The organism is Microbispora sitophila (genome assembly GCF_014892245.1).
Lineage (GTDB): Bacteria > Actinomycetota > Actinomycetes > Streptosporangiales > Streptosporangiaceae > Microbispora > Microbispora siamensis.
Genome location: NZ_JADBGC010000021.1, coordinates 58,383 through 74,250 on the forward strand (window position 1 = coordinate 58,383; position 15,868 = coordinate 74,250).

Here is a 15,868-nt window from a genome sequence, read left to right on the forward strand (position 1 = left end):
GCCTAGAGCTCCCTCACCATTTCGACAAAATACGAGTGCACCCGCGCGTCGCCGGTCAGCTCCGGGTGGAAGGACGTCGCGAGCAACGGTCCCTGTCGGACCGCGACGATCCTATCCCCAGCTTCGGTGCGGCCCAGCACCTCCACGTCGGGCCCCACGGACTCGACCCAGGGGGCGCGGATGAAGACGGCCCTGATCGTTCCGCGCCCGGCGAAGTCGAGATCTCCCTCGAACGAGTCGACCTGGCGGCCGAAGGCGTTGCGCCGGACCACCATGTCGATGCCGCCCAGCGTCTCCTGGCCCTCGATGCCGCCCTCGATACGGTCGGCCAGCATGATCATCCCGGCGCACGAGCCGTAGGCGGGCATGCCCTCCTTGATCCGCAGCCGCAGCGGTTCGAGCAGCTCGAAGGTGGTGGCGAGCTTCCACATCGTGGTCGACTCCCCGCCCGGGACGACCAGCGCGTCCACCGCGGCGAGCTCCTCCTGCCTGCGCACCGGCGTGGCGGTCGCGCCCGACTCCTCCAGGGCGCGGATGTGCTCGCGCACGTCGCCCTGCAGGGCGAGCACGCCGATCTTGGGTGCGGACGTCACGGTTTCCCTTCCTGTGGTGACCCTGTTCAGGGTATGGCCGCGGTCTTGCGCGCCCAAAACGATAAATCAGGAGCGACCCGGGAGTGTCTGACAAAGGCTGCCCGTCGCGAGCGTGGATCCAGGTGGATGCGTCGCAAGGCGGAGGAGGAGGCCATAGCGGAGCTATGGGCGTCTTCCCCGGGCCCCGCGGAAATCCCGAGCCTGCGAGGGATTTTCACGGGTGGGGCGACAACGCAGCGAGGCGCCGCCTGGGCCATGCGCAGCAGGGCCATGATTTGTCAGACACGACCCAGCTTGGCCAGGGCGGGGAGGGCACGGGCGATGGCCGAGCGTTCCTCGGCGGTCAGCTCGTCCAGCCGGCCGGACAGGTAGGCGATCCTGGCCTGCCGTACGGCCCCGAGACGGTCGCGACCCTCGCCGGTCAGCTCGACGGTGCGCACCCGCGCGTCGGAGGCGTCGGTGCCCCGCGCGACGAGACCGGCCTCCTCCAGGCGGTTGACCTGCACGCTCATCGTCGGGAGCTGCACGCCGTGCTCCTCGGCCAGCTCGGTCATCCGGCGCGCGCCGTCCTCCAGGGAGCCGAGCACGGAGTACTGCTGGGCGGTGACCGGCTGCCCCGCCGTCGTACGGCGCAGCAGCATCACGATGTGGCGCAGTTCGCGCGACAGATTCTCGGCGAGCCGCCCGGTGTCGTCGGTCGTCATAGCAGGTCACCCTAGCGGTGGCCGGTCCGCAGCAGTCGAAGCGGGCGGCGCCCCGGAAAGGGGACGCCGCCCGCCGAGGCGCGCCGTCAGGGGCGCTCGGTCTCCTGGCGCACGGTCGCCTCCGCCATGTCCTCGGCCGTCATCTCACGCCGCGCCGCGATCGAGGGGTCGAGCGGGCGCAGGTATGTCTGCTGCACGCCGGGCACCCTGTCCTCGATCACGAACGTCGCCCTGGTGTGCACCTCGGAGCCGGGGGCCGAGACGACGGGCACCACCCTGAAGTCGGCGGTCATCACGTCTCTGTCAATCTTGGTCAGCACGTAGCCGCGCTGGTTGTTGTAGAACTTCAGGTGCGGGTTGATCTGCAGGAACGGGTGCGCCGCCGGGTCGGAGTCGGCCCCGTCGCCGGTGGTGCTGATGGAGCTCGTCACCAGTTCGGATCCGACCGTGGGGCCGGTCGGGTCGTCGTAGTCCAGCTTCAGGTCGCTCGCCCAGTGCGCGTGCACGTCTCCCGTCAGCACGACGGGGTTGCGCACGCCGGCGTCGATCCAGCCCTGGGTGACCCGCTGCCGCGACGCGACGTAGCCGTCCCAGGCGTCCTGGCTGGTGATCTTCGCCGGCCCGGCGTTGTTGTCGCGCTGGGCGAAGAAGACCTGCTGGCCGATGACGTCCCAGCGCGCCCGCGACCGCCGGAACCCGTCGAGCAGCCACGCCTCCTGCTCGAAGCCCATGATCGAGCGGGCCGGGTCGACCGCCGCGGGGCAGTCCTTGTAGCCGTCGCCGCAGCCCTGGTCGTCGCGGAACTGCCGGGTGTCGAGCATGTGGAAGTTCGCCATCGCCCCCCACCTGACCCGCCGGTAGAGCTGCATGTCGATGCCGCGCGGCACCGAGGTGCGGCGCAGCGGCATGTTCTCGTAGTAGGCGCGGAAGGCGGCGGCCCGGCGTTCGAGGAAGGCAGCCTGCTCCTCCGGGTGCTCCGGCATCTCGTCGGCCCAGTTGTTGTCCAGCTCGTGGTCGTCGAAGACGACCAGCCACGGCGCGCCGGCGTGCGCGGCCTGCAGGTCCGGGTCGGTCTTGTACTGCGCGTGCCGCTGGCGGTAGTTCGCGAGCGTCACCGTCTCCGGCCCCTCGTGGTCGCGCACGTTGCCACCGGGGGCGACGTAGGTGTTCTTGGTGTACTCGTACTGGTAGTCGCCCAGGTGGAGGACCAGGTCCGGGTGGTCCTCGGCCAGGCGCCGATAGGAGGTGAAGTAGCCGTGCTCGTACTGCGCGCAGGACACGAAGGCCATCGTCAGCGGGCCGCCGAACGACAGCGGGTGCGGCGCGGTCAGGGCCCTGCCCACCGGTGAGACGTACGGCCCGACGCGAAAGCGGTACCAGTACTCACTGCCGGGCTCGAGGTGGTCCACCTCGACGTGGACGCTGTGCCCCCATTCCGGGCTCGCCTCGGTCACGCCCGCCCGCACCACGCGGCGGCAGCGCTCGTCGGCGTAGACCTGCCACTGCACGGCGAACGTCCGCTGCGGCATGCCGCCGAGCCCGTCCTCGGCCAGCGGCTGCGGGGCGAGGCGGGTCCAGATCACGAAGCCGGCGTGGTCGGGGTCGCCCGAGGCCACGCCGAGCGTGAACGGGTCGGAACGCAGGCCGCGGGAGGCCGGTCCGCCCGCCGCCTCGGGCGAGGGCGTGGGTGCCGCCGAGGCGGCGGCGGGGATCGCGGCGACGGCGCCCGCGGCGATTCCGGTGACGAGGAAGGAACGACGATCGAGGCCGGGCAATTGGGCTCCCTGTGACGATCAGAGGCGGGACGCCCGCAGCCTGACGATCGATCGTGACAGAAGAGTAAAGATCGGCGGAACGATACCGGTCCCCCGAAAGGCGACATCCGCGCTCTGTCATCTCAGTTCCGGCCCTATGCCGAAAATGAGATCCCCAGGATGCCGTCGTGCACGCGAAGACGCTCGGCTGGATTTCCCAGCCGAGCGTATCGACTCACTTCCGGCCCCCGCGACCGACACGCCGTCGTCGGCGGCCTTCGTGGATGCTCCCGGAGACGCGCCTACCAGCCGCGCTCGGCGAGGCGGTGCGGCACGGGGATGTCGTCGACGTTGATGCCGACCATCGCCTCGCCCAGGCCGCGCGAGACCTTGGCGATCACGTCGGGGTCGTCGTAGAACGTGGTGGCCTTGACGATGGCGGCGGCGCGCTTGGCCGGGTCGCCGGACTTGAAGATGCCCGAGCCGACGAACACGCCCTCGGCGCCGAGCTGCATCATCATCGCGGCGTCGGCCGGCGTGGCGATGCCGCCCGCGGTGAACAGCACCACCGGCAGCTTGCCGAGCTTGGCGACCTCGGCCACCAGCTCGTACGGCGCCTGCAGTTCCTTGGCGGCGACGTACAGCTCGTCCTCGGGCAGCGAGGTGAGGCGCTTGATCTCGCCCCGGATCTTGCGCATGTGGGTGGTGGCGTTGGAGACGTCGCCGGTCCCGGCTTCGCCCTTGGAGCGGATCATCGCCGCGCCCTCGGTGATGCGGCGCAGCGCCTCGCCGAGGTTGGTGGCCCCGCACACGAAGGGGACGGTGAACTGCCACTTGTCGATGTGGTTGGCGAAGTCGGCCGGGGTGAGGACCTCGGACTCGTCGATGTAGTCGACACCGAGCGCCTGGAGCACCTGGGCCTCGACGAAGTGGCCGATCCTGGCCTTGGCCATCACCGGGATGGAGACGGCGTTGATGATGCCCTCGATCATGTCGGGGTCGCTCATCCGGGAAACCCCGCCCTGGGCGCGGATGTCGGCGGGGACGCGCTCCAGCGCCATGACGGCGACGGCTCCGGCGTCCTCGGCGATCTTGGCCTGCTCCGGGGTGACGACGTCCATGATGACACCGCCCTTGAGCATCTCGGCCATGCCGCGCTTCACGCGGGCGGTGCCGACGGCGGTGGTCTCGTTGACTTCGGGGGTGCTGCTGGACACGGTGCTACCTCACGACGGCGGGCCTACGGAATCCCCTCCATGGTAGGCGCTGGCCGATCCCGCCCCCGACGCGCCCATATGTCAGAGTCGATCAAACCTTTTGTCCATCACGGCGCGACGGGCTTGCGCGAGGCGAGCACGACCCAGACCTGGCCGCGAGCGAACGGCATGGGCGTGCCGTCGGCCATGGTGTAGGTGGTGCCCTCCTTCTCCGAGGCGCGCGACCACTTCACCCGGTAGGCCTGGCCGTCCCTGAGCACGACGCCGGTGCCCTTGCCCACGGTGTGCACGAGCGGGGTGTAGCTGCCGGTGAAGTCGTGGAACTCCGAGCGGTCGGTCTTCACCCACTGGATGACGATCGTCGGGGCCCCCTGCTGGCCGCCCTCGGCCGCCATGTCCTTCTCGCCGTCCTGCGTCACCAGCCAGCGCTTCTGCGCGGCCGACCAGGCGAACGTGAAGCGGGCCGCCGGGTAGCGGACGGAGACGCTCTTCTGCGGCGTGCCCCCGGCCGGCGGTTCGTCGGAGAAGACGAAGCCGATGTCGTCGGCCTTGCTCGCCTGCGGCGCCTTGGCGAGCAGCTTCCTGGGGCTGCCGATCAGGTTGTACGGCGCGACCCGGCCCTGCGCACGGGTGTACGCGCCGGGCACCCGGCTGTCGGACACGTCGAACAGCGAGGCCTTCTGGACGTAGGGGATCATCTTCGTCTGCACCCCGGAGTAGGCCAGGGCGGGCTTGCCGAACATCGGGAGGATGTGCAGGTCGGAGATGCGGGCACTGCGGACCGGCCCCACCTGCGCGGGCAGCTTCGAGGAGAAGATCGCCATGAGCCGGGTGAGCCCGCCCTCGACCTGCTCGACGAAGACGATGTCGGCGCTGCGCAGGCCCATCTGCGGCTTGCCGGCGTGGGTGTTCTCGATCTTCACCGCGAGGACCGGCTTGCGGGCGGCGACGGGGCGGCCGGTGAACGGGTGCTCGGGAGGCGGCGTCGGCGACGGGGACGCCAACGGGCTCGCCTCCTGGGACTGGGCGGCGGGCTTGTCGTCGCCGGAACACGCGGTTCCGGTCAGGATGACCGCCATGGCCAGCGTGAAGCCGATCCCTGCCCGCACCGTACCCGCTCCTCCCGGTGGAGAGCCCCGCCACCAGGCACGACGGACCTGGCCCACGCGGACCCGTTGACCAGCATGGCAATGAAACGGCATGAGCTTACCGGGATTGACCCGAAATGCCCGACAAAAAGTGACTATCCAGTAGCGAGGGCTTCGGGCGGTTCGTCGTCGATGTCGAAGAAGCGGGGCGGATCGGTGTGCCCGGCCAGGCGCAGCGTGCGTGCCAGCCAGCGCCGCTGCGCCGTACGGGTGACGCCGGCGGCGTTGTTGTAGAACCGGCGCGAGTAGACGACCTTGGCGACCGCCGTGTCCAGTTCCTCCAGCAGCGCCGCCCCCGCGGGGTGCTCGGCCAGCTTCTCGCGGAACCGCTCCTGGTCGACCACCGCCCGCAGGGTCCTCGACAGGTCGCTCTCGGCGTGCTCGCGCTCGTCCGGCCCCGCCGTACGGGCCTCGTGGGCGGCCGCGGCGAGCACCAGGGAGGTGGCGGGGTCGAGGATGCGCGAGCCGGCGAGTTCCAGGCAGACCGCGGCGCGGCGCAGCAGCGCGGCGTCGAGCGCGGCCTGCGCGGTCTCCAGGCGGATGTGGAGACGGTCGAGCCGCCCGGCCCGCCACGAGACGTAGACGGCGAACAGCACGACGACCACGGCCGCCACGAGGATCAGGGTCGTGGTCACGGCAGCGCGTCCTCCACCACACCCGTGCTGGAGTTGGTCACCGTCTCGTAGACGCGCACGACCTCTCGCGCGACCGTCGACCAGTCGTACTTCCACACGGCCTGGCGGGCCTCGTCGGACAGTTTGGCGCGGCGTTCCGGGTCGTCGAGCAGCCGGGCGGCCTCCCTGGCCAGGGCGGCGGGGTCCCCGGTGGCGAACAGCGCCCCCGCCTGCCCCTCGCCGAGCACGCGCCGGAAGGCGGGAATGTCGCTGGCGAGGATCGGCGCCCCGGCCGACATGGCCTCGGTGAGCACGATCCCGAAGCTCTCCCCGCCGAGGTTGGGCGCGCAGAAGACGTCCACGGAGTGGTAGGCGCGCACCTTGTCGGCCTCGCTCACCATGCCGAGCAGTCCGACCCTGTCCCGGTACTGCTTGGGCACCCGCCCGAGCACGTCGTCGGGGTCGCCCGGACCGGCGATGAGCAGCCGCAGCGCGGGCCGCTCGGGGGCCAGCAGGGCGAACGCCTCCAGCAGCACGGCCAGGCCCTTGCGCGGCTCGTCCATCCGCCCGAGGAAGCCGATCACGTTGCCGTCGGGGCCCCAGCCCGGCAGCGGCTCGCCCTCGGCGTACCTGCGCACCGTGACGCCGTTCGGGATCAGCACCGCGTCGCCGCCGAGGTGCTCCACCAGCGTCTTGCGGGCGGCGTCGGAGACCGCGATCCTGCCCGTGATCTTCTCCAGCGCGCTCTGCAGCATCGGCGCGGCCACCGACATCGCCCGCGACCGCTCGTAGGAAGCGTGGAAAGTCGCCACGATGGGCCCGCGTGCGACCCAGCAGGCGAGCACGCCGAGAGACGGCACGGCGGGCTCGTGCACGTGCAGCACGTCGAACCCACCCTCCCTGATCCACTTGCGCACGCGGTTGGCGGACAGGAACCCGAACGCCAGGCGGGCGACCGACCCGTTGTACGGCACGGGCACGGCGCGGCCCGCCGGGGTCACGTACGCCTCCAGTTCGGCGTCGTCGGCCGCGGGGGCGATGACGGACACCTTGTGTCCATCCTCGATGAGCGCCTCGGCGAGGTCCCTGATGTGCGCCTGCACGCCCCCGGGGACCTCCCAGGTGTACGGGCAGACGATGCCGACGTTCACGACCCGGCCCCGGGGCGGGGCTCCAGGTCGTCGAGCCACAGGCGCTGGAGCATGTGCCAGTCCTCCGGATGCTCGGCGATGCCCTTCTCGAACACCGCCGCCACGGCCTGGGTCATCACCCCGACCTTCTCCTCCCGCGTCCCCTCGGTCGGAACGGGAATCTCCTCGTAGATCCGGATGCCCCAGCCGTCCCCGTCGAACCACAGCACGGCGGGCAGCAGCGCGGCGCCCGTCTGGATCGCCAGCACGGCCGGGCCGGCGACCATGCGCGTCCTGGCGCCGAAGAACTCGACCTCGACGCCGGAGGCGGTCAGGTCGCGCTCGGCGGGCAGGCAGACCGGCCTGCCCTCGCGCAGCCGCTTGGCGAGCGTGCCGAACGCCATCGCGCTGCCGCCGCCTTTGGCGGTCAGCGGCAGCACCTCCATGCCGAGCTGCTCGCGGTAGGCCACGAAGCGCTCGAACAGCGACTCCGGCTTCAGCCGCTCGGCGACGGTGGTGAAGCGGTGGCCCATGTGGACCAGCCAGGCCCCGGCGAGGTCGTAGTTGCCCATGTGGGGCAGCGCGACCACCACTCCCCTGCCCCGGGCGAGGTTGTCGAAGATGTGCTCGCCCCCGGTGGCCCGGGTGCCGTCGAGGATGCGCTCGCGGGTGTAGGCCGTGAAGCGGAACGACTCCATCCAGTAGCGGAAGTAGGAGCGCATGCCGGCCCGGCTCAGGTCGCGTACGGCGTGGTCGCCGGGGTCGCCGCCGACGACGCGGGCCAGGTTGGACTCCAGGCGGAGCACGGACTTGCCCCGCCTGCGCCACAGCCAGTCGGCGAGGACCCGGAAGAACCAGGCGGCCAGCCGTTCCGGCACGTAGCGGACCACGGCCCAGCCGACGATGTACGCCGCCGCGACCAGCCGGTCGGCGAGCGGCGCCGCGCCGGGTCTCGGGGGCCGCCCGGAGGGTGGGCCGGCCGTGCCCTTCATCTGACCACCGCCTGTCTGTAGACGTGCACCATCCGCTGGACCACCGTGACGGCGCTGGCGGCGGCGAGCAGCCAGAGCCCGGCCGCCAGGACGTACGGCACGCCGAGTCCGGACAGTCCGGCCGCGACGAGCACGACCACGAGACGCTCCCCCCGTTCGGCGATGCCGACGTTCGCGGTCATGCCGAGACCCTCGGCCCTGGCCTTGGCGTAGGAGACCAATGCTCCCGCGACGAGACAGAAGAGCGCGACTGTCGCGAGGACGATCTCGGGCTCGTCCTTGAGGACGAAGTAGAGGATCAGCCCCGAGAAGATCGAGGCGTCGCCGAGACGGTCGAGCGTGGAGTCCAGGAATGCGCCCCACGTGCTCCCCTTGCCCGTCATCCGGGCCAGCACGCCGTCCAGGAGGTCGGCGAGCACGAAGAACGTGATGACGAGCGTTCCCGCGAACAGATGCCCGAGCGGGTAGAAGGCGAGGGCAGAGGCCACCACTCCGAGCGTGCCGATCGTGGTGATCACGTCGGGCGAGATCCCCCAGCGGGCGAGGGCTCGTCCCAGCGGGGTCATGACTCGGGTGACGGCGGGGCGCAGGATGTTCAACATCGCCGTCCGATCGTAGGCCATCCAGCGCCGCCGCATCTCGCAAGCACATTCCGCCGAAAAGTCTTGTGATATGCGCCACATGGGTAAAGGGTGAAGAGCACGCGCCCGCAGGGCCGCGCGGAGATGACACGGAGGTGAACCCGCCGTGCCGGCCGCCGCACGGTCCTGAGAGGGCGAGGCCCCCGGGCGCGGAACAGCGACGGCATGAGCGGCCGGCGCGGGGTGCGTGCCACGTGCCCATCCCGACCGCTCGGAGATTCGGGAGGCGACGTGGCCGAAAGATCAACCGGCGCGACAACAGGGGCCGCGGGCAGGGCACCCGCGGCCGATCGGCCGGACATGGTGCGCAATGTCGTGCTGGTCGGCCATTCCGGGGCCGGGAAGACCACGCTGGTCGAGGCGCTCCTCGCGGAGACGGGCACCATCCAGCGTCCCGGCCGGGTCGAGGACGGCACCACAGTCAGCGACTTCGACGAGGTGGAGGTGCGCCAGCAGCGTTCCGTCAACCTGTCGGTCGCCCCCGTCGTCCACAACGGCATCAAGATCAATTTTCTGGACACCCCGGGATACGCGGACTTCGTCGGCGACCTGCGGGCCGGGCTGCGCGCGGCCGACGCGGCGCTGTTCGTCGTCTCGGCGGCCGAGGGCGTGGACGGGCTCACCCGCATGCTCTGGGAGGAGTGCGCGGTCGTCGGGATGCCCCGCGCCGTGGTCATCACCAAGATCGACCATCAACGCGCCAACTTCGACGAGGTCCTCGCCACCTGCCAGGACGCGTTCGGCGACGGCGTGGCGCCGCTCTACCTGCCGGTGGACGGCACCGGGCTGCTCGGACTGCTGTCGCAGCGGCTGTTCGACTACGGCGGCGGGCGCCGGACCGAGCGGGAGCCGGACGCCGACCAGCTGACGCTCATCGAACAGTACCGCGGCGACCTCATCGAGGGGATCATCCAGGAGAGCGAGGACGAGTCCCTGATGGACCGCTACCTCTCCGGTGAGACGATCGACACCAAGGTGCTCATCGACGACCTGGAGAAGGCGGTCGCGCGGGCCGGCTTCTACCCGGTCCTCGCCACGGCGCCCGGCGTCGGCATGCTGGAGCTGCTGGAGATCGTCACGCAGGGCTTCCCTTCGCCTTTGGAGCACCCGCTGCCGAAGATCACCTCGATCGACGGCAAGCCGTGCAGGGAGATCACCGCCGACCCGGACGGCCCGCTCGTGGCCGAGGTCGTGAAGACCACGAGCGACCCGTACGTCGGGCGGATCAGCCTGGTCCGGGTCTTCTCGGGCACGCTGCGGCCGGACATGACGGTGCACGTCTCCGGCCACGGCCTGGCGGAACGGGGGCACGAGGACCACGACGTCGACGAGCGGGTGGGCGCGCTGTCGTCACCGCTCGGCAAGTCGCAGCGGACCGTGGGCAAGTGCGTCGCCGGGGACATCTGCGCGGTCGCGAAGCTGTCGCGGACCGAGACGGGCGACACGCTGTCGGACAAGGACGACCCGCTGCTGGTCGAGGCGTGGACCATGCCGGAACCGCTGCTGCCGGTCGCAATCAGGGCGAGGTCGAAGGCCGACGAGGACAAGCTCAGCCAGGCTCTGGCCCGCCTGGTCGCGGAGGACCCGACCCTGCGGCTGGAGAACAACGCCGAGACCCGCCAGCTCGTGCTGTGGTGCATGGGCGAGGCGCACTCCGACGTCCTGCTCGACCGCCTGGCCAAGCGGCACGGGGTCGAGGTCGAGAAGATCGACCTGCGCGTGCCGCTGCGGGAGACCTTCGCCGGCAAGGCGCAGGGCATGGGGCGCAACGTCAAGCAGACCGGCGGCCACGGGCAGTACGCGATCTGCCACATCGAGGTCGAGCCGCTGCCCTCGGGCGGCGGGTTCGAGTTCGTCGACAAGATCGTGGGCGGCGTGGTGCCGAGGCAGTTCATTCCGTCCGTGGAGAAGGGCGTGCGGGCGCAGATGGAACGCGGGGTCGTCGCCGGCTATCCGATGGTCGACGTGCGCGTCACGCTCTACGACGGCAAGGCCCACTCGGTCGACTCCTCCGACATGGCCTTCCAGATCGCCGGTCAGCTGGCGCTGAAGGACGCCGCGTCCAAGGTGGCGACGCACCTGCTCGAACCGGTGGACGAGGTGTCGGTGCTCGTGTCGGACGAGTACGTCGGAGCCGTGATGTCCGACCTGTCCTCTCGCCGTGGCAGGGTGCTCGGCACCGAGCCGGTCGGCACCGGCCGCACGCTGGTGCGCGCCGAGGTGCCGCAACTGGAGGTCACGCGGTACGCGATCGACCTGCGCTCGCTGTCCCACGGGGCGGGCACGTTCAGCCGTTCCTTCCTGCGGTACGAGCCCCTGCCCGCGCACCTGGCCGACAAGGTGGCCGCGGCGGGCGAGCAGTAGCCCGATCGGAGACCCCGGCGGCCCGCCTCCCGGCCGCCGGGGGTTTTCGCAGCTCACCCGCGCCGTCGCCAGGAGCCGGGTTTCATTTGCGTGAGGCAAGGGCAGCCCCAGGAGGTGCCCCGCGTCACATCCGCATCACAAGTTCATTTCGTTTTTCTGGCTAAACCGCTCTTTTGCCGATGTAAGACTTATGGCCGGACTTACTGGCAAATCGGAGGGGTAGCCACGTGACCGAGCGGGGACAGGTCATCCGCCCGTTGATCGCGACCACCGTGATCGCCGCCGTCGCCGTCGGAGCCGCCTACACGCTCGGCCCCGACGCCCAGGCCGAAAAGGTCGGCGCCGAGAAGGACGGGCGTACGGCGGCGGCGAAGGCGACGCGGCAGCAGGTCGAGGCGGAGACGCTCACGGCGGCGGACACCTGCGCCACCAGCGTGAAATACCCCAAGCGCCAGCTTCGCGGCGTCTGGATCGCCACCGTGCACAATCTCGACTGGCCGTCGAAGTCGGGGCTGTCACCCGACCGACAGAAGGCCGAATATGTGAAAATCCTCGACAACGCGGTCAAGCGTCACCTGAATGCGGTGTTCTTCCAGGTGCGGCCCGCCTCGGACGCGATCTACCGCTCGTCGCTGGAGCCGTGGTCCCAGTGGCTCACCGGCACGGCGGGCGAGGACCCGGGCTGGGACCCGCTGCCGTTCCTGGTGGACGAGGCCCACAAGCGCGGCCTGCAGTTCCACGCGTGGTTCAACCCCTACCGGGCGGCCGACTCGGCCTCCTCCACGCTGCCCGCCGGGCACCCGGCGCGCCTGCATCCCGACTGGGCCGTCAAGCACGAGGGCAAGCTCTACTACAACCCCGGCCTGCCGCAGGTGCGCGACTGGGTGACCAAGGTGGTGACGGACGTCGTCAAGCGCTACGACGTCGACGGCGTCCACTTCGACGACTACTTCTACCCCTACCCCAGCCAGGGCACGCGGTTCGCCGACCAGGCCGCGTACAAGAAGTACGGCAAGGGCCTGACGCTGGCCGACTGGCGGCGGCGCAACGTGAACCAGCTGGTCGCCCAGGTCTCGCGGGCGGTGCACACGGCCAGGCCGTACGCCGTCTTCGGGATCAGCCCGTTCGGCATCTGGCGCAACACGAGCGACGACCCGGCGGGCTCGGCCACCAAGGGCATGTCGGCCTACGACTCGATCTACGCGGACGCCAGGGCGTGGATCAAGGCGGGCTCGGTCGACTACGTGATGCCCCAGCTCTACTGGCCCCGGGGCTTCGCCGCGGCCGACTACTCCGTGCTCGCCAAGTGGTGGGCCGACGCGGTGAAGGGCACCGACGTCGACCTCTACATCGGGCAGGCGCTCTACCGGGTGGGCGCTGCCGACACCCCGGCCTGGACGAAGGCGGGCGAGCTGCCGGCCCACCTCACGCTGAACCGCAAATATCCGGAGATCTCGGGCGACGTCTACTTCAGCGCCGCGCAACTGGTGAAGAACCCGCTGGGCGTGCTCGACCGGATCGTGAAGAGCCACTACGCCCGCCCGGCGCTGCCGCCGGTGCTCAGACAGGGTTCCGCCCCCGCCGCCCCGCGCGGGGTGAAGGCCGCCGGCGGGACGCTGACGTGGCAGGCCCAGCCGGGCGCCCAGGCGTACGGGATCTACCGGGTGACGGGCAAGGACGCCTCCTGCGCCACGGCGGACGCGCGCAACCTGGTGGCCGTCGTGCCGGCTTCGCAGGCTCCGTCGTACGCCGCCGGCGCCCCCGGCGCCTACTACGTCACCGCCGTCGACCGCGTCGGCAACGAGAGCCCCGCGACCCGGGCGGCCTGACCCCGCCCCGAGGCGCCATCCCCGCCCGCGACTCCCCGCCGATCTGCTGCGCGGGCGTCGACAGGTCCGGTAGCGTGGTCGCGAGTTTTTTCAAGATCAAGTACGGGGGCTGGGGGTCGCCGGTGAGTGGCACGTGGGTGAAGCGCGCGGTCGTCGCCATCGTGTTCGGCGTGTCGGCCGCGGCCTCCGCTCCCGCGGCGGCCGCGTCCGCCGCCTTCGCGGCCGGGCCGGCGCCGGCGGCCGGTGAACGGGTCGTCCTCGTCGGAATCCCCGGCCTGATGTGGAGCGACGTCACCCCGGCCGACACCCCGAACCTCTGGCGGCTCGCCGGCGAGTCCGCCCTCGGCTCCCTGTCGGTGCGGGCCGTACGCAAGGACACCTGCCCGTACGACGCCTGGCTCACGGTCTCGGCCGGGGTGCGGTCGGCGGTGGGGGGAGCGTGCGGCATGGCCCCCACGCCCGAGGCCGCCGGCGAGGGGGCGGTGGTCCCCGACTTCTCCTGGCTGTGGGAGGTGCGGGAGCAGCGCGACGCGGGTGCGCTGGGGCAGGCCCTGCACGCGGCCGGGCGGACGACGATGGCCGTCGGCCCGGGAGCGGCGCTCGCGCTGGCCGACCGCGAGGGCCGGGTGGACGTCTACGCCCCCTCCCCCGCCGAGGTCACGCAGTGGTCGCGCGGCGACGTGGTCGCCGTGGAGATCCCCGACCTCGTCGCGCCCTACGTCTCCGGCGACCGTCTGAGCGACGTGCCCGAGCGCCTGTCCGCCGACGCGCGGCGGGCCGCGGCGCGCGCGGCCGACACGAAGCTGGGCTCGTTCCTGCCGCGGCTCGGATCGGCGACGGTGCTGGTCGCCGGGCTCTCCGACCACGGCTCGGTCCCTCATCTCAGGGCCGCCATGCTGCACAGCCCTGACAGCGGACCCGGCAGCGGAACGGGAGGCGGACCGGCGCGGACGCTCGGCGCCCGGTCCACGCACCGGGACGACATGATCATCGTTCCGGATCTCACCGCCACGATCCTGGCCAGGACCGGGGTGGCCGCTCCCCCGGCCGTCGTCGGCGTGCCGGTCGAGACCCATGCGACGGGCGGAAGCCTGGACGAGCGCGTGGCGGCCCTGCGCACCGCCGACGTCGCCGGGCAGACGATCCGTGACATGACCGGCGTCTTCTTCACCACGCTCGCCGTGCTCCAGGTGGTCTTCTACGTCACCGCGTTCCTGCTGCTGCGCCGCCGCGGCGGCGGGCTGCCCGCCGTACGGGCCGCCGCCGTGGCGCTCGCCTCGATCCCCGTCTCGACCTACCTCGTCAACCTCACCCCGTGGGCCCGTACGGCGCAGCCCGCGGTCACGCTCTTCGCCACGATCGCGGCGATCGCCGCGGCGCTGACCGTGGCGGCCCTCGCGGGCCCGTGGCGGCGCGGTGTGCTCGGGCCGCTGACCGTGATCGCGGCGGCGACCGCGGCCGTGCTGCTCGGCGACCTGCTGACCGGCACGCCCCTGCAGCTCAACAGCCTGATGGGCTACACGGGGGTGGTCGGCGCCCGCTACTACGGCCTGGGGAACATCCCGTTCGCGTTGCTCGCCACCGCCGTGCTGCTCGTCACCACGGCCGCCGCCGACCGGCTGGTCAGAGCGGGCCGCAAGGCCGTCGCGGTGGCCCTGGTCGCCGCGCTCGGGGCCTTCGCCATGCTGCTCGACGGCTGGCCGGGCGTGGGCAGCGACTTCGGCGGCGTCATCGCCTTCGTGCCGGGCATCGCCGTCACCGCGCTGATCGTGGCGGGCAGGCGGGTGTCGATCGTCAAGCTGGGCGCCTTCTGCGCCGCGGGCGGCGTGCTGGTGATGGCGATCGCCTACCTCGATTACCTGCGTCCCCCGGCCAGCCAGACGCACCTCGGCCGCTTCGTGGGGCAGGTGGCCGACGGCACGTTCCTGCCGGTGATCTCCCGCAAGCTCGGGGCGATGCTCTCCACGCTGCTCAGCCCCAACCTGATGCCCGTGGTGCTCGCCGCGTTCGCGTTCCTCGTCTTCGCGCTGCTGCGGCCGGGGGCGGCGAGCGCCGGCGTCCTGCCGATCGCGTTCGAACGGGCGCCCATGCTCAGGGCGGGCCTGCTCGGCGCGCTCGTGAGCGGCCTGGTCGGCATGCTCGTCAACGACTCGGGGGCCGCGGTGCTGTCCATGGCCCTGGCTCTGGCCGTGCCGCTCGTCCTCAGCGCGGGCATCCGCGCCCTGCAGCATGGCGAGCCGGTCCCGGCCGCCGGGTCGCCGGGCCCGCCTGCGAGCCCCGCCGCAGCCTGACACCGTTTCCGGCTCCTGGCCGAGGAACGGTCAGGAGGCGGCGGGCCAGGCGTCGGCGAGCAGGTCGCGGGTGTCGCGCAGCAGCTGCGGCAGCACCTTGGTGCGCCCGACCACCGGCATGAAGTTGGTGTCGCCGCCCCACCTGGGCACGACGTGCTGGTGGAGGTGGGCGGCGATGCCCGCGCCCGCCACGCCGCCCAGGTTCATGCCGACGTTGAAGCCCTGCGCCCCGCTCGCCTTGCGCAGCGCCTGCGTCGCGCGCTTGGTGAACTCGGCCAGCTCCGCGGTCTCGGGCCCGTCGAGGTCGGCGTAGTCGGACACGTGCCGGTAGGGGCAGACCATCAGGTGCCCGGAGTTGTACGGGTAGAGGTTGAGCACGGCGAACACGGCCGATCCCCGGGCCACGATCAGCCCGTCCTCGTCGGAGAGCTTGGGAATCTCACAGAACGGGCAGCCGTCATCCGCGCCGGACCCGCTGGGCTTGTTCTCGCCCTTGATGTAGGCCATCCGGTGAGGGGTCCACAGGCGCTGGAAGCTGTCGGGAATCCCGGCGCCTTCCTGCTCGATCGGCTCTGAATCCACGTCCGCGAT

Annotated in this window: 13 protein-coding genes; 3 read left to right on the forward strand and 10 right to left on the reverse strand. The window is 71.5% G+C overall.

Annotated features, from left to right (window positions below):
* Positions 1 to 2: 2 nt before the first annotated feature.
* The 9 genes from pdxT to pgsA all read right to left on the reverse strand — a co-directional run bounded on the left by pdxT (position 3) and on the right by pgsA (position 8,754).
* Positions 3 to 593, reverse strand: coding sequence for a pyridoxal 5'-phosphate synthase glutaminase subunit PdxT (pdxT, locus tag IL992_RS32520; protein WP_193207150.1), 591 nt, complete (start codon positions 591 to 593; stop codon positions 3 to 5).
* 278 nt (positions 594 to 871) lie between these two features.
* The gene (locus IL992_RS32525) at positions 872 to 1,297 is read right to left on the reverse strand and encodes a MarR family winged helix-turn-helix transcriptional regulator (protein ID WP_193207151.1); all 426 of its coding nucleotides are present in this window, start codon (positions 1,295 to 1,297) and stop codon (positions 872 to 874) included.
* A gap of 86 nt (positions 1,298 to 1,383) precedes the next feature.
* Entirely contained in the window at positions 1,384 to 3,072 is a 1,689-nt protein-coding gene (locus tag IL992_RS32530; RefSeq protein WP_193207152.1) for an alkaline phosphatase D family protein, read from the reverse strand.
* A gap of 281 nt (positions 3,073 to 3,353) precedes the next feature.
* Positions 3,354 to 4,268: a pyridoxal 5'-phosphate synthase lyase subunit PdxS gene (pdxS, locus tag IL992_RS32535; protein ID WP_193207153.1), complete on the reverse strand. Its 915-nt coding sequence runs from the start codon at positions 4,266 to 4,268 to the stop codon at positions 3,354 to 3,356.
* 107 nt (positions 4,269 to 4,375) lie between these two features.
* Complete coding sequence (locus tag IL992_RS32540) at positions 4,376 to 5,377, reverse strand: DUF3048 domain-containing protein (RefSeq protein WP_079316512.1); 1,002 nt, start codon at positions 5,375 to 5,377, stop codon at positions 4,376 to 4,378.
* A 134-nt stretch (positions 5,378 to 5,511) separates the two neighbouring features.
* Positions 5,512 to 6,051 carry a hypothetical protein gene (locus tag IL992_RS32545; protein WP_193207155.1) on the reverse strand — a complete coding sequence of 180 codons (540 nt, stop codon included), beginning with the start codon at positions 6,049 to 6,051 and terminating at the stop codon, positions 5,512 to 5,514.
* Positions 6,048 to 7,181, reverse strand: coding sequence for a glycosyltransferase family 4 protein (locus tag IL992_RS32550; protein WP_193207156.1), 1,134 nt, complete (start codon positions 7,179 to 7,181; stop codon positions 6,048 to 6,050). The genes IL992_RS32545 and IL992_RS32550 overlap by 4 nt, the downstream gene beginning before the upstream one ends.
* Entirely contained in the window at positions 7,178 to 8,152 is a 975-nt protein-coding gene (locus IL992_RS32555) for a phosphatidylinositol mannoside acyltransferase (RefSeq protein ID WP_193207157.1), read from the reverse strand. Before IL992_RS32555 ends, IL992_RS32550 begins: the two co-directional genes overlap by 4 nt.
* A complete protein-coding gene (gene pgsA, locus IL992_RS32560) occupies positions 8,149 to 8,754 on the reverse strand; it encodes a phosphatidylinositol phosphate synthase (protein ID WP_193207158.1) in 606 nt (201 codons plus the stop codon). The genes IL992_RS32555 and pgsA overlap by 4 nt, the downstream gene beginning before the upstream one ends.
* A 270-nt stretch (positions 8,755 to 9,024) precedes the next feature.
* Here pgsA and IL992_RS32565 point away from each other — a divergent pair, with 270 nt between their 5' ends.
* The 3 genes from IL992_RS32565 (at position 9,025) to IL992_RS32575 (ending at position 15,277) form a co-directional block, all read left to right on the forward strand.
* Positions 9,025 to 11,157: an elongation factor G-like protein EF-G2 gene (locus IL992_RS32565; protein WP_193207159.1), complete on the forward strand. Its 2,133-nt coding sequence runs from the start codon at positions 9,025 to 9,027 to the stop codon at positions 11,155 to 11,157.
* A 227-nt stretch (positions 11,158 to 11,384) separates the two neighbouring features.
* Complete coding sequence (locus IL992_RS32570; RefSeq protein ID WP_193207160.1) at positions 11,385 to 12,986, forward strand: glycoside hydrolase family 10 protein; 1,602 nt, start codon at positions 11,385 to 11,387, stop codon at positions 12,984 to 12,986.
* Positions 12,987 to 13,108: 122 nt separating this feature from the next.
* On the forward strand, positions 13,109 to 15,277 hold the full coding sequence (locus IL992_RS32575) for a hypothetical protein (protein WP_193207161.1): 2,169 nt from the start codon (positions 13,109 to 13,111) through the stop codon (positions 15,275 to 15,277).
* A gap of 30 nt (positions 15,278 to 15,307) precedes the next feature.
* Here the strand turns inward: IL992_RS32575 and IL992_RS32580 are convergent, their stop codons facing one another.
* Positions 15,308 to 15,859, reverse strand: a complete 552-nt coding sequence (locus IL992_RS32580) for an HIT family protein (protein ID WP_319018970.1) — start codon at positions 15,857 to 15,859, stop codon at positions 15,308 to 15,310.
* Positions 15,860 to 15,868 lie beyond the last annotated feature (9 nt).

Excerpts from the sequence above, each read along its gene's own strand:
- IL992_RS32555 (WP_193207157.1), bottom strand. The coding sequence starts at position 8,152 with ATGAAGGGCACGGCCGGCCCACCCTCCGGGCGGCCCCCGAGACCCGGC.
- IL992_RS32525 (WP_193207151.1), bottom strand. The coding sequence starts at position 1,297 with ATGACGACCGACGACACCGGGCGGCTCGCCGAGAATCTGTCGCGCGAA.
- pgsA (WP_193207158.1), bottom strand. The coding sequence starts at position 8,754 with ATGTTGAACATCCTGCGCCCCGCCGTCACCCGAGTCATGACCCCGCTG.